25 protein-coding genes are annotated in these 21,367 nt (G+C 33.7%); 14 read left to right on the top strand and 11 right to left on the bottom strand.

Annotation, left to right across the window (positions count from 1 at the left end):
• Position 1: 1 nt before the first annotated feature.
• The 14 genes from atpA (at position 2) to CIGNP109_RS05040 (ending at position 11,703) form a co-directional block, all read left to right on the top strand.
• A complete protein-coding gene (atpA, locus tag CIGNP109_RS04975) occupies positions 2-1,519 on the top strand; it encodes a F0F1 ATP synthase subunit alpha (RefSeq protein ID WP_086225054.1) in 1,518 nt (505 codons plus the stop codon).
• 9 nt (positions 1,520-1,528) lie between these two features.
• Positions 1,529-2,416 carry an ATP synthase F1 subunit gamma gene (atpG, locus tag CIGNP109_RS04980; RefSeq protein ID WP_086228447.1) on the top strand — a complete coding sequence of 296 codons (888 nt, stop codon included), beginning with the start codon at positions 1,529-1,531 and terminating at the stop codon, positions 2,414-2,416.
• Positions 2,417-2,433: 17 nt separating this feature from the next.
• Complete coding sequence (gene atpD, locus CIGNP109_RS04985) at positions 2,434-3,831, top strand: F0F1 ATP synthase subunit beta (protein ID WP_086228448.1); 1,398 nt, start codon at positions 2,434-2,436, stop codon at positions 3,829-3,831.
• 18 nt (positions 3,832-3,849) lie between these two features.
• The gene (gene atpC, locus CIGNP109_RS04990) at positions 3,850-4,239 is read left to right on the top strand and encodes an ATP synthase F1 subunit epsilon (RefSeq protein ID WP_086226793.1); all 390 of its coding nucleotides are present in this window, start codon (positions 3,850-3,852) and stop codon (positions 4,237-4,239) included.
• Positions 4,240-4,809, top strand: coding sequence for a MotA/TolQ/ExbB proton channel family protein (locus CIGNP109_RS04995; RefSeq protein ID WP_086225058.1), 570 nt, complete (start codon positions 4,240-4,242; stop codon positions 4,807-4,809).
• Positions 4,810-5,202 carry a biopolymer transporter ExbD gene (locus CIGNP109_RS05000; protein WP_086225059.1) on the top strand — a complete coding sequence of 131 codons (393 nt, stop codon included), beginning with the start codon at positions 4,810-4,812 and terminating at the stop codon, positions 5,200-5,202.
• Positions 5,202-5,975 carry a TonB C-terminal domain-containing protein gene (locus CIGNP109_RS05005; protein WP_086228449.1) on the top strand — a complete coding sequence of 258 codons (774 nt, stop codon included), beginning with the start codon at positions 5,202-5,204 and terminating at the stop codon, positions 5,973-5,975. Before CIGNP109_RS05000 ends, CIGNP109_RS05005 begins: the two co-directional genes overlap by 1 nt.
• Before the next feature lie 2 nt (positions 5,976-5,977).
• Positions 5,978-7,237 (top strand): Tol-Pal system protein TolB, encoded by a 1,260-nt coding sequence (tolB, locus tag CIGNP109_RS05010; protein WP_086228450.1) that lies wholly within the window; start codon positions 5,978-5,980, stop codon positions 7,235-7,237.
• Positions 7,238-7,312: 75 nt separating this feature from the next.
• Positions 7,313-7,795, top strand: coding sequence for an OmpA family protein (locus CIGNP109_RS05015; protein WP_086225062.1), 483 nt, complete (start codon positions 7,313-7,315; stop codon positions 7,793-7,795).
• A gap of 13 nt (positions 7,796-7,808) precedes the next feature.
• On the top strand, positions 7,809-8,726 hold the full coding sequence (locus CIGNP109_RS05020) for a hypothetical protein (RefSeq protein ID WP_086228451.1): 918 nt from the start codon (positions 7,809-7,811) through the stop codon (positions 8,724-8,726).
• A gap of 15 nt (positions 8,727-8,741) precedes the next feature.
• Positions 8,742-9,368, top strand: coding sequence for an FKBP-type peptidyl-prolyl cis-trans isomerase (locus tag CIGNP109_RS05025; RefSeq protein ID WP_086228452.1), 627 nt, complete (start codon positions 8,742-8,744; stop codon positions 9,366-9,368).
• Between the two features lie 9 nt (positions 9,369-9,377).
• A complete protein-coding gene (gene fabD / locus CIGNP109_RS05030; protein ID WP_086228453.1) occupies positions 9,378-10,289 on the top strand; it encodes an ACP S-malonyltransferase in 912 nt (303 codons plus the stop codon).
• Complete coding sequence (locus tag CIGNP109_RS05035) at positions 10,286-10,972, top strand: 5'-methylthioadenosine/adenosylhomocysteine nucleosidase (RefSeq protein ID WP_086228454.1); 687 nt, start codon at positions 10,286-10,288, stop codon at positions 10,970-10,972. The genes fabD and CIGNP109_RS05035 overlap by 4 nt, the downstream gene beginning before the upstream one ends.
• Positions 10,969-11,703 carry a tRNA 2-thiocytidine biosynthesis TtcA family protein gene (locus tag CIGNP109_RS05040; protein WP_086228455.1) on the top strand — a complete coding sequence of 245 codons (735 nt, stop codon included), beginning with the start codon at positions 10,969-10,971 and terminating at the stop codon, positions 11,701-11,703. The genes CIGNP109_RS05035 and CIGNP109_RS05040 overlap by 4 nt, the downstream gene beginning before the upstream one ends.
• Before the next feature lie 49 nt (positions 11,704-11,752).
• Here CIGNP109_RS05040 and CIGNP109_RS05045 read toward each other — a convergent pair whose 3' ends face one another.
• The 11 genes from CIGNP109_RS05045 to nosZ all read right to left on the bottom strand — a co-directional run bounded on the left by CIGNP109_RS05045 (position 11,753) and on the right by nosZ (position 21,357).
• On the bottom strand, positions 11,753-12,193 hold the full coding sequence (locus CIGNP109_RS05045; RefSeq protein ID WP_086228456.1) for a hypothetical protein: 441 nt from the start codon (positions 12,191-12,193) through the stop codon (positions 11,753-11,755).
• 8 nt (positions 12,194-12,201) lie between these two features.
• Positions 12,202-12,657: a nitrous oxide reductase accessory protein NosL gene (locus CIGNP109_RS05050; protein WP_086228457.1), complete on the bottom strand. Its 456-nt coding sequence runs from the start codon at positions 12,655-12,657 to the stop codon at positions 12,202-12,204.
• The gene (locus tag CIGNP109_RS05055) at positions 12,654-13,481 is read right to left on the bottom strand and encodes an ABC transporter permease (protein ID WP_086225070.1); all 828 of its coding nucleotides are present in this window, start codon (positions 13,479-13,481) and stop codon (positions 12,654-12,656) included. Before CIGNP109_RS05055 ends, CIGNP109_RS05050 begins: the two co-directional genes overlap by 4 nt.
• Before the next feature lie 2 nt (positions 13,482-13,483).
• Positions 13,484-14,122, bottom strand: a complete 639-nt coding sequence (locus CIGNP109_RS05060; protein WP_086228458.1) for an ATP-binding cassette domain-containing protein — start codon at positions 14,120-14,122, stop codon at positions 13,484-13,486.
• Positions 14,123-14,131: 9 nt separating this feature from the next.
• A complete protein-coding gene (locus CIGNP109_RS05065) occupies positions 14,132-15,028 on the bottom strand; it encodes a NapH/MauN family ferredoxin-type protein (RefSeq protein ID WP_086228459.1) in 897 nt (298 codons plus the stop codon).
• Between the two features lie 5 nt (positions 15,029-15,033).
• On the bottom strand, positions 15,034-15,483 hold the full coding sequence (locus CIGNP109_RS05070) for a c-type cytochrome (RefSeq protein ID WP_236845204.1): 450 nt from the start codon (positions 15,481-15,483) through the stop codon (positions 15,034-15,036).
• Positions 15,480-16,025 carry a c-type cytochrome gene (locus CIGNP109_RS05075; RefSeq protein ID WP_086225073.1) on the bottom strand — a complete coding sequence of 182 codons (546 nt, stop codon included), beginning with the start codon at positions 16,023-16,025 and terminating at the stop codon, positions 15,480-15,482. Before CIGNP109_RS05075 ends, CIGNP109_RS05070 begins: the two co-directional genes overlap by 4 nt.
• On the bottom strand, positions 16,022-16,705 hold the full coding sequence (locus tag CIGNP109_RS05080; protein WP_086226779.1) for a 4Fe-4S dicluster domain-containing protein: 684 nt from the start codon (positions 16,703-16,705) through the stop codon (positions 16,022-16,024). Before CIGNP109_RS05080 ends, CIGNP109_RS05075 begins: the two co-directional genes overlap by 4 nt.
• Positions 16,698-17,912, bottom strand: a complete 1,215-nt coding sequence (locus CIGNP109_RS05085; protein ID WP_086228460.1) for a nitrous oxide reductase family maturation protein NosD — start codon at positions 17,910-17,912, stop codon at positions 16,698-16,700. Before CIGNP109_RS05085 ends, CIGNP109_RS05080 begins: the two co-directional genes overlap by 8 nt.
• Positions 17,909-18,670 (bottom strand): cytochrome C, encoded by a 762-nt coding sequence (locus CIGNP109_RS05090; RefSeq protein WP_086225076.1) that lies wholly within the window; start codon positions 18,668-18,670, stop codon positions 17,909-17,911. Before CIGNP109_RS05090 ends, CIGNP109_RS05085 begins: the two co-directional genes overlap by 4 nt.
• Positions 18,671-18,762: 92 nt before the next feature.
• Complete coding sequence (gene nosZ / locus CIGNP109_RS05095; protein ID WP_096025565.1) at positions 18,763-21,357, bottom strand: Sec-dependent nitrous-oxide reductase; 2,595 nt, start codon at positions 21,355-21,357, stop codon at positions 18,763-18,765.
• Between the last annotated feature and the right edge of the window lie 10 nt (positions 21,358-21,367).

Genomic DNA, 21,367 nt, shown 5'->3' on the forward strand with positions numbered 1-21,367 from the left:
CGTGAGTGTTAAGTTAAAAGCTGATGAGATTAGCAGTATCATCAAAGAACGCATAGAAAACTTTGATCTTAGCGTTAATATTGAAGAGACTGGCAAGGTTATATCAGTCGCTGATGGCGTGGCAAATGTTTATGGTCTTAAAAATGTCATGGCTGGCGAGATGGTTGAATTTGAAAATGGTCAAAAAGGTATGGCGCTAAACCTAGAAGAGAGCAGCGTTGGTGTTGTTGTTTTGGGTGGTTGTAATGATATTAAAGAAGGAAGTAGCGTAAAAAGACTTGGTAGACTTCTTAGAGTTCCAGTAGGTGATGCACTTATTGGTCGTGTTGTAAATGCCTTAGGAGAGCCAATTGATGGTAAAGGTACAATTGATGCTACTGAGACTAGATTTATTGAAGAAAAAGCTAAAGGCATTATGGCTAGAAAATCTGTTCATGAGCCACTTCAAACAGGTATTAAGGCGATTGATGCTCTTGTGCCAATTGGTAGAGGTCAAAGAGAGCTTATTATTGGTGACCGTCAAACTGGTAAAACTACAGTTGCAACTGATACAATTATCAACCAAAAAGGTCAAGATGTAATTTGTATTTATGTAGCAATTGGTCAAAAACAATCAACAGTAGCCCAAGTTGTTAAAAAACTTGAAGAATATGGCGCTATGGACTATACAATTGTTGTAAATGCAAGTGCTAGCGATGCAGCTGCTTTACAATATTTAGCACCATATGCTGGTGTAACAATGGGTGAATATTTCCGTGATAATTCTCGTCATGCGCTTATTATTTATGATGATTTAAGTAAACATGCTGTTGCATATCGTGAGATGTCACTTATTCTTCGCCGTCCACCAGGTCGTGAAGCTTATCCAGGTGATGTATTCTATCTACACTCAAGACTACTTGAAAGAGCAAGTAAGCTAAGTGATAAACTAGGAGCAGGAAGCTTAACAGCATTGCCTATTATTGAGACTCAAGCTGGCGACGTTTCAGCTTATATTCCAACCAATGTTATCTCTATTACAGATGGTCAAATTTTCCTTGAGAGTGATCTATTTAACTCAGGTATTCGCCCAGCAATTAATGTCGGTCTATCTGTATCTCGTGTTGGAGGTGCTGCACAAATTAAAGCTATCAAAAAAGTATCTGGTACTCTAAGACTAGACCTAGCTCAATACCGTGAATTACAAGCATTTGCTCAATTTGCAAGCGATCTAGATGAGAGTAGCCGTAAGCAATTAGAGCGTGGTCAAAGAATGGTTGAAGTTCTAAAACAACCACCATACAGCCCGCTTCCAGTTGAAAATCAAGTTGTAATTATTTTTGCAGGAAGCAATGGATATTTAGACGATCTTCCAGTGTCTGCTGTTACTAAATTTGAAGCTGAGCTTTATCCATATATCGAGGCTAAATACCCAGATATTTTTGAACAAATTCGTAACAAAAAAGCGCTTGATAAAGATATCGAAGAGGCACTAGATAAAGCATTAAATGAATTTAAAGCAATATTTAGCGCTGAATAAGGCTAAAATATGTCAAATTTAAAGGATATTAAAAGAAAGATCAAGAGCGTACAAAACACGCAAAAAACTACAAAAGCGATGAAGCTCGTCTCTACTGCGAAATTAAAAAAAGCAGAAGAGGCAGCTCGCCATTCTCGTGTTTATGCTCTAAAGATCAATGAGGTCTTAAGCGAGATAGCTTATGAGATTAATAAGTTTAAAATCGTTGGCGAAGGTAATAAATTTTTTGATACAGAGGCTAAGGTAGAAAAGGTTGATATAATTTTTGTTACTGCTGATAAAGGTCTTTGTGGAGGTTTTAATATCTCAACTATTAAAGCTGTAAGAAATATGATAGATGAGTTTAAATCTAAAAAAGTTAAAGTTCGCTTAAGAGCTGTGGGTAAAAAAGGTATTGAATTTTTCAATTTCCAAGGTATTGAGATTTTAGAAAGTTACCGTGGCGTAAGTTCAGCACCTACATATGAGAAAGCTCAAGAGGTTATTAAAGTAGCTATTGCTGATTTTGTAGCTGGAGTAACTGATAAAGTTATTTTAGTTCATAATGGCTATAAAAATATGATTTCTCAAGAACTAAGAGTAAATACCATAGTTCCAGTTGAACCACCAGTGATTGAAGATAATCAATTGCATAGTTCACTTATGGACTTTGAGCCAGAACATGATGAGAGAATACTCGATGAGCTTATGAGAAAGTATTTTGAGTATAGTATGTATTATGCTCTTATTGACTCTTTGGCGGCTGAACATAGTGCTAGAATGCAGGCTATGGATAATGCAACAAATAATGCTAAAGCTAGAGTAAAAGAGTTAAATCTTGCCTATAATAAAGCAAGACAAGAGAGTATCACAACAGAGCTTATAGAGATTATAAGTGGCGTTGAGAGTATGAAGTAAATTTATAAGGAGTGATAATGAAAGGTGTAATTAGCCAAGTTATGGGTCCTGTAGTTGATGTTGATTTCAAAGACTACTTACCTAAAATTAACGAAGCTATTGAAGTAAATTTTACTGTTGAGGGTAATAGACATAGATTAGTTTTAGAAACTGCTGCACATCTAGGCGATAATAGAGTTAGAACAATTGCTATGGATATGAGTGAGGGTCTAACTCGTGGTCTAGAGGCTACGGCTTTAGGCGCACCTATTAGTGTACCTGTTGGTGAAAAAGTTCTTGGTAGAATTTTTAATGTTGTTGGCGATTTGATAGATGAAGGCACTGAAGAAAAATTTGACAATAGATGGTCTATCCATAGAGATCCGCCTCCATTTGAAGAGCAAAGCACAAAAAGTGAAATCTTTGAAACTGGTATTAAAGTTGTTGACCTTCTAGCTCCATATGCAAAAGGTGGTAAGGTAGGTCTATTTGGTGGTGCTGGCGTTGGTAAAACAGTTATTATTATGGAACTTATTCATAATGTTGCATTCAAACACAGCGGTTACTCAGTATTTGCTGGTGTTGGTGAGAGAACTCGTGAAGGTAATGACCTTTATAATGAAATGAAAGAATCGGGCGTTTTAGATAAAGTTGCCCTATGCTATGGTCAAATGAACGAGCCACCAGGGGCAAGAAACAGAATTGCTTTAACTGGTCTAACAATGGCTGAGTATTTCCGTGATGAGATGGGACTAGATGTTCTTATGTTTATTGATAATATTTTTAGATTCTCTCAATCAGGTTCAGAAATGTCAGCACTTCTTGGACGTATTCCAAGTGCGGTTGGTTATCAACCTACACTTGCTAGTGAAATGGGTAAATTACAAGAGAGAATTACATCAACTAAAAAAGGCTCTATCACATCAGTTCAAGCTGTTTATGTACCTGCAGATGACCTTACTGACCCAGCTCCTGCGACTGTTTTTGCTCATCTTGATGCTACTACAGTTCTTAATAGAGCCATTGCTGAAAAAGGTATTTATCCAGCAGTTGATCCACTAGATTCAACATCTAGAATGCTAGATCCACAAATTTTAGGTGAAGAACACTATAGAATTGCTCGTGGCGTTCAAGCAGTATTGCAAAAATATAAAGACTTGCAAGATATTATTGCGATTTTAGGTATGGATGAGCTAAGCGAAGAAGATAAATTAACTGTCGATAGAGCTAGAAAAATTGAAAAATATCTATCTCAGCCATTCTTCGTTGCAGAAGTATTTACAGGTAGTCCTGGTAAATATGTAAGTCTAGAAGAGACAATCGCTGGATTTAAAGGTATTTTAGAAGGTAAATATGATCACCTACCAGAAAATGCATTTTATATGGTAGGAAATATTGATGAGGCTATCGCTAAAGCTGAAAAGATGAAATCGTAAGCCAAAAAAGGAAGCTATATGAATACAATACATTTAGAAATAGTCACCCCAGAAGGGCTAATATTTTCTAATGATGCTAAAATGGTAGTCCTTCCTGGTGCAGATGGCGAGTTTGGCGTTTTGCCAGGCCACGCCTCTTTGGTTTCCTTGCTTAAAATCGGCGTAGTAGATATAGAAAATCTAGATGGAAGTCATGACGCAGTTGCTATTGATTGGGGCTATGCTAAGATCGATGAAAACAAAATTAGCATCTTAGTTGATGGTGCTGTACATGTAAGTGGCAATAGCGAAAGTGAGATTGCTAAATCTATAGAAAACGCTAAAGCTCTTGTAAGAAAAATGCATGATAGCAATGGAATCTTAGCTACTGCATTATCTAAGATTGATAGTTCAGTAAGGGTTAGATAAGTGGAGTCTATAGAACTTCTTATAAGTTATCTATCTAAAAGTAGCTTGGTGACAATCGTCGTTCTTGCGTGGTTGTCACTCTACTTTGTTATTAGTTTTACTATTTTATTCTCAAGATATAATGGACTTAATCGCTGGATTAAAAGAGAGAAGCAATCTTTGGAGGCGATCTTGCTTGGAAATAAGCTTGAAAATACAGATTCAGTTTTAAAAAAATGCCCACAATCAAATTTAAGCAAAGAACGTCTAGAAGTCTTTATATCACTAGCTCAAACTAACTCTACAAGTGGCCTTACAGCTCTTGCAATTATCGCATCTACTTCACCATTTATAGGGCTTTTTGGGACTGTTATTAGTATATTAGAGACATTTGCAGCACTTGGTCAAGGTGGTGGTGCAGCATCTCTTTCAGTTATTGCGCCAGCTATTTCAGAAGCTTTAGTTGCTACTGGTTGTGGAATATTTGTAGCTATTCCAGCTTATAGTTTTAATCTATTGATTAAACGTAAAGCTTATGAATTAATAAGTCTTATACAAAGAGAAACAAATTTATTGCTTAGTAGTAAATAGATGATAAATTTTGATGAAAATCCAGAACTAAATATTACCCCTTTAGTTGATATTATGCTGGTGCTATTAGCTATTTTAATGGTAACAACACCAGCTATTATTTATGAAGAGCAAATTAGTTTGCCAGATGGTTCAAAATCTAAAGTATTAAGCCAAGAGTTAAAAAGTTTAACAGTTAGAATTGATAGTCAAAGACAAGTATATATTGATCAATCTAAAATGTCTTTAAATGAACTTAGCGATAATTTAGTATTATTATCTAAAAAGTATGATAAAAATTCACCAGTATATATAAAAGCTGATAAGAGACTTATATATGATGATGTTATGTTTGTTTTAAAAAGTATGAAAAATGCAGGTTTTTCTAAGGTTGCCTTAGAAACAAATGGTTAATGAATAGTAAATTTGGAATCTCATATAACACTACAGGCGCTTTTTGGTGTTCTGTAATATTATATTTTTTCATTATATTTTTTATATTTTTTAAACTCAGTAGATATGAAGAGAGCATAAAATATACAAATGACAAAGACGCATTTATGGATGTTTTTGTAGTAGAATCAGATATTAGTCAAAGTATCAAAGCGCCTGAGCAAAATGAACAAAAAATAGAAGAATTTATAATTAAAAAGCAAATAGAACAACCTTTAGAATTAAAACAAGAGACAACAAATAAAGATATTGTGTCACAAAAACAAGATAGACCAAGTGTAAATTTAAGCGATCTTTTTAGCGAGGCTGCACCTATAGATATTACTCCACAGACAACTCAAGCAGTTCAAAGCAATGCTAAAAGCGAGACAAAATCTAATTCAAAAAGTGCAGCCGATATTATCGCTTCGCTCCAAAAAGATATAGATAAAAAAGCACCAAAATCATCAATGACAGGCGTATATAATAAATATATGGGCGATATAGTAGAGATTATTCAAAATAGATGGGTGCGCTATAAAGCAGATACAAACAATAATGCTAAGGTTAAAATTATTATAGATAAATTTGGAAAACTAAGCTATCATATAGACGAGTATTCATTAAATAGTGCATTTAATAGCAAGGTTAGGGAGTTTTTAGAGCAGTTAAAAGCCATAGATTTCCCAGTTCCACCTAGTAAAGATGCTACTGTATTGGATATAAATTTAATTGATTTAATAGAAACGGAGTAAAAGTGAAAAAGCTATTTTTGTTACTTATGATCTGTATTGGGTTAATAGCTGCAGATGGTAGAGTCGATATTGTAAATAAGGGGCTTGTATTGCCAAAAATTATAGTTCAAGATGCTACGCAAAATTTTGGCAATAGAGCATTACAAGATAAATTTTTTAAGCTTATCGTAGGGGATTTAAAGGTTGGTTCAGCATTTGAAGTCTTAGATAAGTATTATACTAGTGATTTTAATGATAGCGCAATCCTTACTAGCGAGCAAAATGCTGATTTGATATACAGATATGCTCTAACTCAGTTAGGCAATCAATTAAGTCTAAAAGTTAAGGTGTTAAATGCTAAAAACAATCAGATAAGATTTAGTGGTGAGTATATCCAAAGCGTGGATAAATTTCCATTTTTAGCGCATAAAAGCATTGTAGAACTTGCTAGAAATCTAAATTTATCTCCAATTGAGTGGATGGATAAATCTATTATATTCTCTCAATATACAACACCTGGTAAGAGCAATATTGTAGTAGCAGATTATACGCTTACATATCAAAAAATTATAATTAGCGGTGGATTGAATATCTTTCCAAAATGGGCAAATGATGATCAAAGTGCTTTTTATTATACATCTTATGTAAATTTAACTCCGACTCTTTTTAAATTTGATTTACATACTAAACAAAAGAGTAAAATCATTCAAAGTAGCGGTATGATTGTAGCAAGTGATGTCAGTCGTGATGGTGCTAAATTGCTTTTAACAATGGCACCAAATGATCAAAGTGATATCTATCTATATGATATATTTACTAAAAACTTAAAACGAATTACTACATTTAGTGGAATCGATGTCAACGGTAATTTTGTAGATAATGATACTAAAGTAGTATTTATCAGTGATAGAATGGGATATCCAAATATATTTTCTACTAGTCTTGATGGCAATGGGTTAGTTGAACAGATGGTATTCCATGGTAAAAATAATAACTCAATTAGTACTTTTGATAATTATGTGGTATATTCAAGTCGTGAGAGTGCAAATGAATATGAGCAAAAGACTTTTAATTTATATTTAATTTCAACAAAAAGCGACTATATTAGACAACTTACAGCAGGCGGAGTTAATACTTATCCAAGATTTTCTAGTGATGGTGGAAGTATTGTATTTATCAAAAATATTAATGGAAGTAGTTTGGTTGGAATTATCAGGGTTCATGAAAACCGCAGTTTTCAGTTCCCTTTAAAAATTGGTAAATTACAGTCAATTGATTGGTAATAAATATTAAATTTATATCTAAAATTTGAATATTTATGCTATAATTCGCCCAAAATTTTTTTAAAAAGGAATGAGATGAAAAAATTAGTCCTAGTTTCTACTGTTGCTGCGGCTCTATTTATGGCTGGTTGTAGCTCAAAATCTCCAGAGGTAGATATGAGTGCAGACGCAAATAAAGCTAATCAAGGTGTTATCAGCGCTGCTGAGAGATTAAATTCATTACAAGCTCAAGTTCAAAATGTATATTTTGATTTTGATAAATTTAGCATTCGTCCAGATATGCAAAGCGTAATTAATCAAAATGCTTCTATTTTTAATCAAGCTGGCAACTACAAAGTAATGGTAGAAGGCAACTGTGATGAGTGGGGTAGTGATGAGTATAACTACGCTTTAGGTGTAAAAAGAGCAAAAGCTGCTAAAGATGCTTTAATAGCACAAGGTATCGCTGCAGATAGAATCGAAATTACCAGCAATGGTGAGAGCAAACCTGTATGTACTGAAAAAACAAAATCTTGCGATGCTCAAAATCGTCGTGATGAATTTAGACTACTTCCATAATTTTATCTAATAAATGAAAAAATTTATCCATGTTGCAGCCGTTTTGGCTGCAACTTCTATATTTGCTGAAGTTTCAGTATTTGATGCAGGTAATATAAATAAAGAAAATCCATATGGTCTTACAGAAAGTGAAAAGGTTTTATTAAATAATAAAAAAAAGGTAGATAGACTAGATCAAAATATAGGCTCAATGCAATCTGATGTGGCTCTAGCTCAGGAGAATATCGAAGGTGTTAAAAGCCTTTTAGATGGTATAAATCAGCGAATTTTAGCAATTGAAAGCAGAGTAACTCAGCTAGAAAATAGCCTAAATTTGCAAAAAACTACTACCGCCAAAGATATATCAAATTTAAAATCACAGATCAAAGCAAACAAAACTAAACATGATGAAGATGTTAAAAATATCACTAAAGCACTTGGTGAGCTAACTGCTTTAATAGATAGCAAACATCAAGAGACTTCAACTGCTCAGCCAAAAGCTCAAACAAAATCTGAAGATAAAAAAGCTGTAAACAAAGAAGTTAAAGAGCAAACATCTCAAAATAAAGAGACAAAATCAAATTTAAAACTTGATGATATACCAGCTTCTGAGATTTTAATAATGGCTGATAAGGCCTATAAAGCTAAGGAATATAAAAAAGCTAGTGAGTGTTTCACTCATTTAATTAGTAAAAACTATAAGCCAGCCTACTCAAATTTTATGCTTGGCGAGATTGAATATTTTAACAAAAGCTATAAAACTGCCGTACCATATTATGAAAAGAGTGTAGCAATTAGCCAAAAGGGTAATTATATGCCAAAGCTATTGTATCATACAGCAATCAGTTTTGATAAAATAGGCGATATAAAAAGTGCTAATAAATTTTATAAAGCATTAAAGCAAGCCTACCCAGATAGCGCAGAGGCAAAAGCTGCGCCTGATAGAAAATAATTTTAGGAGAGAGATATGTCAAAAGTTATTAAAATGTTTTATGAGCTAAAAGATGCTAATAGTGGCGAACTTTTAGAATCAAATATAGGCGGTCAAGAGATTGCATTTGTAAGCGGTAAAAATCAAGTTTTAGAAGCACTTGAGAGTGGTGTTTTAAATTTAGAAGTTGGTCAAAAAGCTACAATTAAAATTCCAGCTAGCCAAGGCGTAGGCGAATATGATGAAAACGCTTTGCAAGTACTTCCTAAAGAGCAGTTTGCAGGAATTGATTTAAATATCGGAATGGAGCTTTTTGGCGAAGGAGAAGATGGTAGCACAGTTCGTGTAACTGTAAAAGCTATCGGTGAAAATGATGTAACTGTAGATTTTAATCACCCATACGCTGGTAAAGATTTGGAATTTAATGTACAGATTACAGAAAATAGAGATGCTGATGCTGATGAGGAGCTAACAGGTGTTGTAGCTATGCCACATGTATGTGGTTGTGGTGGTCATAGTCATGAACATCATCATGGACATGGCGGCTGTGGTGGTCATGGTGGTTGCGGTGGTCATGGTCATCATCATGATGATGAAGATGAGTGTTGCAATGGTGCACACCATGATGAAAATGGTGGCGGATGCTGCGGTAAACACCACTAAGAGTTTGATATGAGAGTAGCTTTTATTTTCCCTGGTCAAGGCTCACAAAGTATTGGTATGGGGCAGGAAATATATAATGAATTTAGCAGTGCTAAGGAGCTATTAGATAGTGCTAGTCAGCATTGCGGGATTGATTTTAAATCCTTGCTTTTTGAGCCAAATGATAAGATTGGTGAGTCTGAATTTACTCAGCCAGCAATTGTGTTAAACTCATTAATGTGTTTTGAAGCGTTTAAAAGTCAATTAAATTTAAAACCAGAGCTTAGCTTTGGACACTCTTTAGGTGAGTTTAGCGCTCTTAGTGTAAGTGGAGCAATTAAACCTTTAGATGCTATTAAGGTTGTAAATTTGCGTGGTAAATTTATGGCTCAAGATTGTGCAGAAATTGGCGCTGGAATGATGGTGATTTTAGGTCTTAGCAATGAAAAGGTTGAAGAGATCTGTAAAAATAGTAATAAGCAAATTTGGGCAGCAAATTATAACTGTGATGGTCAAATAGTAGTAGCTGGTATCAAAAGTGATCTTCAAGCAACCGTAGATGAGTTTAAATCTGCTGGAGCCAAAAGAGCAATGCTGCTTGATATGAGTGTAGCAAGTCACTGTCCTTTGCTTCAAAATGCTAGTATAAAGCTTGCCAATGAGCTTGAAAATTTACTAAGTGAAGAGTTTGCGCCAGTAATTTCAAATGTTACAGCCAAGACTTATACTACTAAAAAAGAGGCTTTAGAATTATTAAAACTTCAATTAACTAGCCCAGTTTTATATCAAAATAGTGTAAAAAATTATGTTGATAAGGTTGATTGTTTTATTGAATTTGGTGCAAGTGTATTAAAAGGAATGAATAAAAAAATCTGCGATAAACCAACATATAGTATCACAAATTTAAGCTCACTCAATGAAGCTTTAGAGGCGTTAAGATGAGAATTGCTATACTTGGAGCTATGAGTGAAGAGATTGAGTTTTTGCTAAAAGCAGTTGGTGATTATCAAAAGATTGATCATGCTAGAAATTCATTTTATAAAGCACAGTGTGGCGATCATGAATTAGTAATAGCCTATTCAAAGATTGGAAAAGTCAATGCAGCTTTAACTGCAATAATTTTAGTTGAAAAATTTGGTTGCGAAAAGCTGATATTTACTGGCGTTGCTGGTGCTTTAAATGAAAATTTAAAGATCGGTGATATGCTATATGCCACTACTACAGCTCAACATGATTTAGATATTACAGCTTTTGGACATCCACATGGTTATGTGCCTGGAATTAATATTTTTGAAAATAGCGACGAGAAGTTAAATAGCGTAGCTAAAAAGGTGGCTGATTCTTTAGGTATTGGTTTAATTGGTGGAGTAGTTGCTACTGGCGATCAATTTATCTGCAATGAAGAAAAAAAAGAGTGGATAAAATCTGCTTTTAAAGCTGATGCTGTAGAGATGGAAGGGGCAAGCGTTGCTCAAGTTTGTGCTGCTCTTGGTGTTGGATTTTGTATGCTTAGAGCTATTAGCGATGAAGCTGGTGGTAAAGCAGAGGTTGATTTTGATACATTTTTAACTCAAGCAGCAGATAAATCGGCTAAATTTGTTCTAGAAATGGTAAAAAATATATGATAGAACTAAGCAAAAAATTAATTAGACAAGTTGGCCAAACTAACGCTAAGTATAAGATGTTTGAAAAAGGCGATAAGATTTTACTGGGTTTAAGCGGTGGTAAAGATAGCCTTAGTTTGGCACATATTCTTAAGCATTTTCAAAATGTAACCCCTGATAAATTTGAATTTGAAGCAGTAACGCTAAGCTATGGAATGGGTGAAAATTATGAATATTTAACCCAGCATTGCAATGCTCATGGAATCAAACACAGCGTAATTGATAGCTCCATATTTGAGATTAGTAAAGATAAAATTCGCAAAAATTCAAGCTTTTGTAGCTTTTTTAGTCGTATGAGACGAGGATATCTCTATACTTATGCACTAGCTAATGGATTTAATAAGCTTGCTATTGGACATCATTTAGATGATGCTGTAGAGAGTTTTTTTATGAATTTTACATACAATGGAGCTATGAGAACTCTAGCACCAAAATATACTGCTAAAAATGGCGTTATAGTGATTAGACCGCTTATTAATGTGCGTGAGCGTCAATTGCGTGATAATGCTACTAGAAATGAGCTTAGAGTGATTGGAGATGAGGCTTGTCCGGCTATGAGATTTGATGTTAAAATGCCACACGCTAGGGCTGAAACTAAAGAGCTTTTAGCTACTCTTGAAAAGCAAAATCCAAAACTATTTGTAAGTTTGCAAGCTGCTTTTGAAAATATACATTTAGATACATTTTTTTAAGATTAATTAATAGCCAATAGCTTTTATAGCTATTTGGCTTTATTTACAATTAGCTTTTAAGATTAAAATCTATATAAATTCCAAGTTGTTTATCTCCATCATAAAGCTCTAAACGATAATTCATCACCTCTACTACGCAAGAACTTAGCACAACTGTACCTATATATAGATTGCCTTTATTTTCTAAATTTGCTTTTATAGTTCCCATATCCATATTTAAACCATAAATTCTAGCATTTAAATTTTTATATTGACCATTTAGCCCTTCTACTTTAAGCGTAAGTGGTGCCATAGCTTCAAGTGGTCTTGGATAAAAAGAAAATCCAATCTCTTTTCCTTTATAGGATATATTGCAGTTTTGAGTATTTAAATCGCAAGTTATGTTTGAATCAGCAGAGATCTTTTGGGTTTGTTTATCATAAGAATTTATTATAAAAGCAAATAATGCACCAATGATAATAGCACTTAAAACATATAAAATATTTTTCATTATCAATCCTAATCTAAATAATCAATCAATTTTTTATTAATTTTACTAAATTCAAAAATCCTACTAGCTGAGTTATCATCGGCAAATTTTTTCGCATCTTCATAGCTAGCAAATGGTATTAAATCATCACCACTAAAACTTACTATATTGCTGCCAAAAACATAAAATGCCTCCGTAGCTTCGATAAGCTCTTTTGTTTTATAATCTGTAACATACATCTTTTTAAGCGGCACAACCTCTTTTGGTTTGCTTGTATAAAAGTAGTAAAACATCTGTTTGGCTGAGCTAAATAGTACTTTTTTACCATTTTTATATTCTAAAACTGCAATCCAATCAGGATATTTAAAAACATCTATGAATTTAATAGGACAAGTAGAGTTTGTATCCTTAAAAAACTCATTATCTTTTAAATTTGTCCCAAAAACTATTCCGGTAAAAAGAGCTAAAAGTATAAGTTTTTTCATACTAAATCCTTCTTAGAAAACGAAATATATCCAAATATCATGCAAATTATACCAAGTAAAGTTGGATATAGTGCTGAATATATTAAAAAATTAATCTTGCCAAATCCATCTAAAATAAAGTAAGCTGCTGGACCAATTACAGCTAAATTTGGATCAAATAGACTAATTGCTGCGATTCTAAAAACTTGCATAGGGTTTGCTAATGAGATGGAGTAGATGATATTTTCATTTATTGAGCTTTGCATCATTAGGCCTATTAATGCAAGATCTAAAAATGCTAACAAAAATAGCCAAAATAAAAATGAAAATCCAAGCCCAAGTTCGCTACTTTTAATAAGGCTTGAGATTAAAAATCCAAACGATAAAAAGGCAAAAGATAGCACTAAAAGCAATAAGGTGTAATAAAAAAATACTCCCCAAGGAATATCTACATTTTTAAAAATAGCTATAATAAGCGATAAGATAAGAGCTATAAGTATAGGTAAAAAGACTGTAAATGCACGTCCTAAAGCTTTGCCAAAATAGTACTCTTTAAGCGATATTGGAAAACTAAGAAGATACTCTAAAGCCCCAGTTTCTCTATCTGAGTTTATACTTCGCACAGTTGTGATGAGAATAAAGATTGGCAAGATTATTATACAAATTTGAATAAATAGCAAAAGCATTCTAGTAAGTCCACTAAATCCAGCAACTCTGCTATCAACAACTCCTGTTACAAAAAATATCGCAATTAAGCCAGCAAAGGTAACTAAATAAAAGAAAAACCATTTTGAAGCAAATGTCTCTTTTATATCAATTTTTGCTATTAGGATTAAATTTTTCACTATTATACCTCGCTATCTTTAATGATATTGCCTAAATCCATCTCAATAACACGATTTACTATGCCTTGGACCTCACTTACTCTGTGAGAGATAAATATAAGGGTGTGAGATTGGAATTTAGATTTTAATATATTTATAAACTTCTCTCTAGCTTGAGGATCGAGATTGGCAGTAGGTTCATCAAAGAGTATAGTCTTTGAATCTCTTGCAAGAGCTAGAGCGATTAAAACCTTTTGCTTCATACCGCCTGAGAGCTTATAAAATGGCTTTTTATGCTCTTTTTCATAGCTTAAATCTAGCTCTTTTAAATAGTTAATTATATTATTTAAATCTGTTTGGGTTGAGCTTATAGAGTATTCACATAGTTGAGCGACACTAAGTTTAAGAGGCGGAGGAGTTTGCGGGACGAAACTTAGATATCTTAAAGCATTTTTTCTATCTATGATTGGATTGATATTATCTATGAATATAGAGCCATTATCGCAGATTAACTCACCTAATATTGCCTTCATTAAAGTAGATTTTCCAGCTCCATTTTGTCCCATTATTAGAACTTTTTGACCATCTTGAATGTTTAAATTTAAGTTATTTAAAATAATTTGAGAGCCAAATTTTTTAGTTAAGTTTTCTATTTTTATCAATACCAATCCTTATAAAAGCTTTTTAAGCCTATTTTCGTAATTTAAAGCATCTTGATGGCACACATCGATACATCTACCACACATAGTGCAATCCCCGCTTATTATACTAAATTTCTCTCCTGGAACATCTTTATTTTTAGACTTTGTAATTTCTAGAACTTTTGGGACAATGCAAACATCCATACATACAGCACAGTGATCGCATTTTTCTTTATTCCAGCTAACTTTTATAGCTCTAAATTTAGATAATAATGAATATAATGTTCCAATAGGACAAACATATCTACACCAAAATCTTCTACTAAAGAATACTTCAGCTAAAAATACCAAAACAGCCCACCAAATTGCAGCACTATATCCATATATGATGAATCTTGATACTATACCTACAACATTAAAAATCTCAAATATTAAATATCCACTCACTAAGCTTAAAATCCAAAAAATTATCAAAAATATATATCTGATTTTTGTATCAAATTCTCTTTTTTTGATTATTTTTTTGCTAACTAATTTAGCATTTAATCTCTCAGCAAATTCGCCAAAAAAATTATATGGACAGACCCACGAACAAAAAGCACGTCCAGCAAAAAGCATATAAAAGGCCAAAATAGTAAAAGCCCCAATGAGTAGATTTACAGGTAATTCTGCTCTACTAAGGATAATTTGTGTGGTTATAAATGGATCAGCTAAGTGAAATCCTAGCATTCTAGACCCAGTAATATCACCTTCAATGACTTGAATATCTGCTACAAATGAAAGCACAAACAAAAGATGAATCAAAATCATCGTAAAATATCGGTAAAACCTTATGCTAGGACGCTTTTTGCCATCTTTTGTTGTGGTTATAAAAGTAGAGAAAAAACTAGTATTTGCTACTGTTTGGCGGCCTTGATATTTATTCATGATATTTATTTAAATTTAGATATCTCTTCAGCTAGAATTGTTAAATTCTCATCGCTGACATTATCTAAAAGTCCTTCCATTAAACTATTTGGTATTTTACCAGCTTTATACTCATTTAATCTAGCTAGAATAGCTTCTTTGCTTTTGCCAATAATTGATGGAGCTAAGATTCCAGAGCCATCTTTAGCATGGCATGGTGCGCAACTTTGTAAATATATCTTGCTTACTCCATCGCTGCTTAGAGATACGCTTTGTTTTAACTCTTTAATTTTATTCAACTCATCGCTTGTTTGAAATTCACTTGAATTGCTAGTGGTTTGCGTTACTGGCTTTGGTTCATTTTTTACTGGTTCTTGTGTTGCTTGAGTTGAGCTATCAGAGCTAAATAGCATAAAAAGCATTAAAACAACAATCAAACCGCCCAAAAATAGAGCTATTACTTTGCCTATATTCATTTTTTACTCCTAAATTGTTCATTGAATTGGCTAATTTCATTGGCAATATCTGCCACCTCTTTATCATCCATTGATTTTACAAGATCTGCCATTAATATATTGGCTTTTGTTTTAGTGCGATATGCAATTATCATATCATATATCTGCTCGCTTGTCTTATCTAATAGCGATGGACCAATTATTCCATTGGCATAATCATCATGGCAGGCTGAACATTTGGTAATGAAATTTTTACTTAATTGGCCTTTTAGCAAGGCTTTATTTATACTTTGAAGTGGTGGCCTAGTAAAGGCAATAGCGCCAATAGATTTTGTAGTTTCGTTTGATTCGCCAATGCCAAATTTAATATTTTTCTTTCCATCTATATCATATACTACCCATTCATCAGATTTTGTTTGATTAGCACTGCTGCCTTTTTTGATTGTAATTGAGTTTGTAGTAGCCGTTTTGTTTGACTCTTGTGGATCATTTTTAGAATTTGTTTGATTTGAACATCCTAGAAATATTATTGCACTTAGTATAATCGTAATTGACTTTTTCATTTTGATTCCTCATAAATTTCGTTATAGCTTTTTTGTGGTAAGATTTCAATCACTCCAGCAAAGCATACCTCTTGACAAACTCCACATCCTACGCAATTTGACTCTATTTTTACAACCTTTTTTTCATTTAGTTGTATAAAACTTATAGCCTTATCAACTGGACAAGAATTTACACATAATGAGCAGCTTTTATCAATATTATCTTCTATAATCTTTTTAGCATCGCTCTCTCTTTGGTTATAGGTTTGGCGATTTAGTAGGATACTAATATCATCTTGACTTACATTTTTATTTAGCGTTGCATAGCATTTTTGTATATCTCTTACTACAGCAACTCCCATTTTAACATCTTTTATAGAGTTTATACTATGGTCTAGTGCGCCACTAGGACAGGCTAATACACAAGGAAATAAATCACATAGATAGCAGCCTCTTTTGCTTGGATTGATATATGCTGAGGCTAAATTTATCCCATCATCAAGCCCCAAAAGTTCAATGCTATGATATGGACAGACTTGAACGCACTGGCCACATTTGATGCATAAAGATTCAAAATTCTGAACACTTCCTGGTGGTCTAAGGTGTAGTTTTGGTTCATAGAATTTATTTATTAAAACTCCACTACCAGCAGCGCATCCAATCGCAGCAATGCTAAAAATGCTAAACTCTCTTCTATTCATGATATGGCTCCATATGCGGACTTGTATCTGTGATTAATAGCTCTGGTTCAGAAAATGGGGCGAGTTTAGAGATGAAGTTTAAAATACTCATAATTGCACTTCCATAAAATAGCCTTAAATTTGGATAGTATTGCCAAAGTGAATCAAGATAGGTAAAATTCTTATACTCTATATCGCCAATTCCATCTTTATTTCTATCAAATCCAGCATAATCATCAAAGTAATTATTACTCCACTCATTTATATCAATTTTAGAACCAGGTGTATCGTTGATAGCAATCTCCATATTACCTATAAAATCATTACGATTAAATATGCTTTTATGCTGAGTAGCATGGAATTGAACTCCAACTGTGTTGTATAGTATCTGATTATCTTCATAAACATTTGTAGTGCCTGGTTGAAACGGAGATTGGTCTAGATATAATCCTCTAGCATTATAGGCTAATATATTATCTTGTATTATAAAATCACTAGTATCTTTCATACCAATACCAACTCCAAAGGCACCAGTAGAGTTTAAAACTTGATTTTTTCTAGCAGTTGTTCCTGAAGAGAACATAAAAAATATACCAACAGAGTTGTATTTAAATATATTTTCTTCAACTAAATTCTTTCCAGCATACATAAAGTGTAGTGAATATCTGCCATACTCGCCATAATTTTTGCGAATTTGGTTATTGCTAGAATACCATACTACCATATCTCTGCTCTTGCTTAGATGGTTGTTTTGTACTATATTGTCATGGCTATACCATAGGCGAATTCCATCACCTCTAAGTCCTAAATCAACAGGCTTTGAAGTGATAAAATTATCAACTATTTTAGACCCATTACACTGCTTGAAATTTACTCCAAAAAGTGAATTTTTGATAGCATTGTTGATAATCTCAACTCCACTAGCGCTATCACAACTTATAGCTGAATCAATAGTAGTGTGAGAATTACCGCTATTTTCAATGGTTAAATTTAATAGCTTTACATTTGAGCTATTGATTTTTATCACATCGCCTTTTCCATCGCCTTTAATGATAGCGCTTCTATCTTTTCCATCTATAGTAATTGACTTATTTATAATGATATTACCACTATAAACTCCACTGCTAAGCTCTATTATATCTCCACTACTTGCACTATCTATAGCATTTTGTAAGTCATTTCCAAAAGTAAAGCTATATAGCAGAGCTATTAAGCAGAGTTTTTTCACGCATTTTCCTTAAGATATTTATTTTTAGAAAATATTGCTAAAATTGATAAAACGCTCATAGTAATCATAACCCAAAATCCTATAGTAGGATATGAATGGGTGGTAAATTGTGCCACTTTGCCATCACCTAGAGCTGTTGGCATAAATGGCTTAATCTTAAATGCGCCCCATTCTTGCATATTATGACCATACCAGTATAGCCAGCCAGCAAATGCACTCATAAATAGTACTGGAGCGATAATCGTAGGGATTAGTAATAGCGAATTTCCTTTACCGTTATAGTATAGATATAGCAACATAAAGATAGTTGCAATAAGCAAATAGTATGGTGCGATTGCTCTTTCTACATTGCCACCATGCTCCATAGGATACATACCTATATAGTGATTTATAGTATTCATTTCATGCACATCACCACTATAACCATCTACATGAAAATATACTGGAATTCCATCTGGAAAGGCCTCTTTAGGATAGTTAGGAGCCTCTAAAGATACATACCATATAGGAAGGCTTGGCACTCCAATTTCAGATCTTGTTTCTATCATTTTTGCTAAATCATTTCTAACTTCTGGTGCCATTAGATGATTTTTATATTGAATTTTAGTGTAGAGATTATATATTGGATATACATAGCTTGGAATCTCAGCACCATTTTTAATCTTATTGGCTACACCATGATATGCAATTACAGGAATAGTAAATCCCACAGTCATTAAAATTAGAGCTAGTATGGTATAGAGTTGATACCTTTTCATTTTTACTCCTTTAATTAAATTTACTATCAGTCCATCTGGGCGGATAGTAAATTTAATTAATGAGGCGGAATCTCCGCCCCATTTGCTAAATTTTAATACAATCCAGCATTTTCATCGATCCATTTTAGATACTCAATTATATCTTTGATCTCTTGGTCAGTCATATGTTGATTTGGCATTCTTAGATTAAAGAAGTTAATCATAGCTTTAACATAATCTTCTTCATATTTGCTAGCTGGATCTTTGATAAAATCAAACACCCATTGTTCGGCATTTTCATGTCTTAGAAGAACACCGGTTAAATCTGGACCTGAGCTTACTTGACCGATAACATGGCAACCATTACATCCACCTTTTAAATAAGCTTCTTCACCACGAGCTTGCACAGCTGTCATAGGTGTAGCAAGGGCTTTTGTTAGGTTGTTTTTAGCTCTTAGACCAACATCAGCAGTTTTAACCATATATTGCCATACTTGATACTCCCAAAGAATAGCGCCATTGACATCGCCTTTTTTATAGGCTTCATCAGCTTTTGCTTTTACTTCAGGAATTTTGCCATATTGATCTAGTGCATCTTCAACAAGTTGTTTGACTTTTGGATATTTCTCAAAGTGTTTCTCTTTTAAGAATTTAACAACGCTTTGGATAACATCATCAGTTGCTTTATTTGTAGCGATTACTTTTTTGTATTCAGCTTCTAATTGAGCTGGGCTTAACTCTTTTAGTTTTGCTTTTTTGACTGATTCATATTTTTTCTTAGGATCTTTAACATATAGATACCCCATCATCTCTAGATGTAAAGCAGAACAAAACTCAGTACAGTAGTAAGGGAATACACCTTCCATATCAGCTTTGAAATTCACGCTCGCAGTTTTACCAGGCTCTATAGATGCATGAACATTATATAAGTCAATTGCAAAGCCGTGAGTCTCATCTTGAGCTCTTTCTAAGTTAGTTAGATAGATAGTAACATTATCATCTTTGTTTACTTCTATATGCTCAGGATTTATATGGCTTCTAACAAGAGTAGCATATACAGTTACATTTTTGCCATTTCTCTCGACTCTCTCTTGACCGGCTAGAGTCATACCGACTGATTGCTCGCCTGTTCTTGAGTTAGTTCCCATTTTATAAGTCATTGCAGGTTTTAATTTACTAGCTGCAATCGAGATAACATCATGAGGTTCACCAAGAGGAATTGGCATATCATAGATTAGCTCCATTTTTGCACCAGTTATATCGATTAATTGGTGATTTTGTGGATGAAGTGGGCCTACAGGATTGAATCTATCTATAGAGAGTTTATCTAATGCTAGGGCATATTTACCAACAGGCTTAGCTGATTTACCCTCCATAGTATCAAGGTGTCCGATATTGTAATGGACATTTACTCTATCTAGAGTTTTTAACTTTTTATAATCCCATTTTACGATTTGACTATCTACATATAGTGAGGTATAAACCACGCCATCTTTAGAATCAAAAGAGTTGTGAAGTGGTCCAAGACCTAGTTCTACTTGACCATGCAAAGATTTTTGCATATCTAAAATCGGAATTCCAAAAGGATCTTTACCTGCAAATTCTTTTTTATCTATTAAAGCTTTTATTTTTCTAAAGTCATATACGCTAGCGTGAGTATCTAACTTACCGCCTACTAGGATATATCTACCATCAGGGCTTACATCTACACCATGTGGAGATTTTGGTTCTGGAACTAAAAATAGTGCGTTATTAGCTACAGCTACACTAATAGGAATAACTCTGTGGTTATTAATTACTTTGTAGTTTTTAGGATCTTTTGCTAGTTTTTCTAGAATTTGCCAGTTATACATATGCATGTAGTCAGTATCATTTCTACTCATACCAGCTTCAAATGGAGGAAGACCCTTTTCAATACCACCAGTATACATCTCTGAGTTAAAGCTATTTGTAAATGCCCAACCCATTGATTCACCCTTACCAGCGTCGCTTAAGTCTTGCATATATGGAGGAAGCTCAAGTGAAAATGAAGCTTTTTCATCAATTTTACCTTTTGGATAATCAAATTTCCAAAATGTAATCGCACCTCTATATACAGACTCGTACTCTTCGATTGGATGATAATTATTATCTAATGGAGCTGCGTATTGGCTAGCTTCGATTACATACTCTGTATTTGGAGTAACAAAACTTCCACCGTGTTCGCTTTTCATGATTGGATTTACCACGATTTGAGTAGTTTCAAAATCATGAAGATTGATTACAGCTGTTCTTGGGTTTGCTTTATCGTTGATAAATAGATAATCGCCCACATATTCACCATTTTTTTCAGTGAAATTTGGGTGGTGAGTATCACCCCATGTGATTTCCTTGCCTCTGATAGCACCGCCTTTTAATACAGCCTTACTCTCGCTATCATAGCCATAACCTTGCCATGGCTCTGGAGTAAATACACCTATATATTTGTAAATTCTCATAGATGGGACGCCATATACGATTACTTGGCCACTTTGACCGCCAGAACTAAAGACGATATACTCATCTTTGCGACCACTTGGTTGATATGTTTTAGCTGCTGCTAAGACATCTTTTTCACTCAAGTTTCGCTCTTTCATGATAGTTTCAAGCTCACTAGCACCAAAAAGGCTAGATAAGCCTAAGCATAAGCCAGCGCCAAGCACTAATGGCTTTTTGATAAAACTATACATAAAGCTCTCC

The sequence above is a fragment of the Campylobacter sp. P0109 genome (assembly GCF_002138755.1).
Classification (GTDB): domain Bacteria; phylum Campylobacterota; class Campylobacteria; order Campylobacterales; family Campylobacteraceae; genus Campylobacter; species Campylobacter devanensis.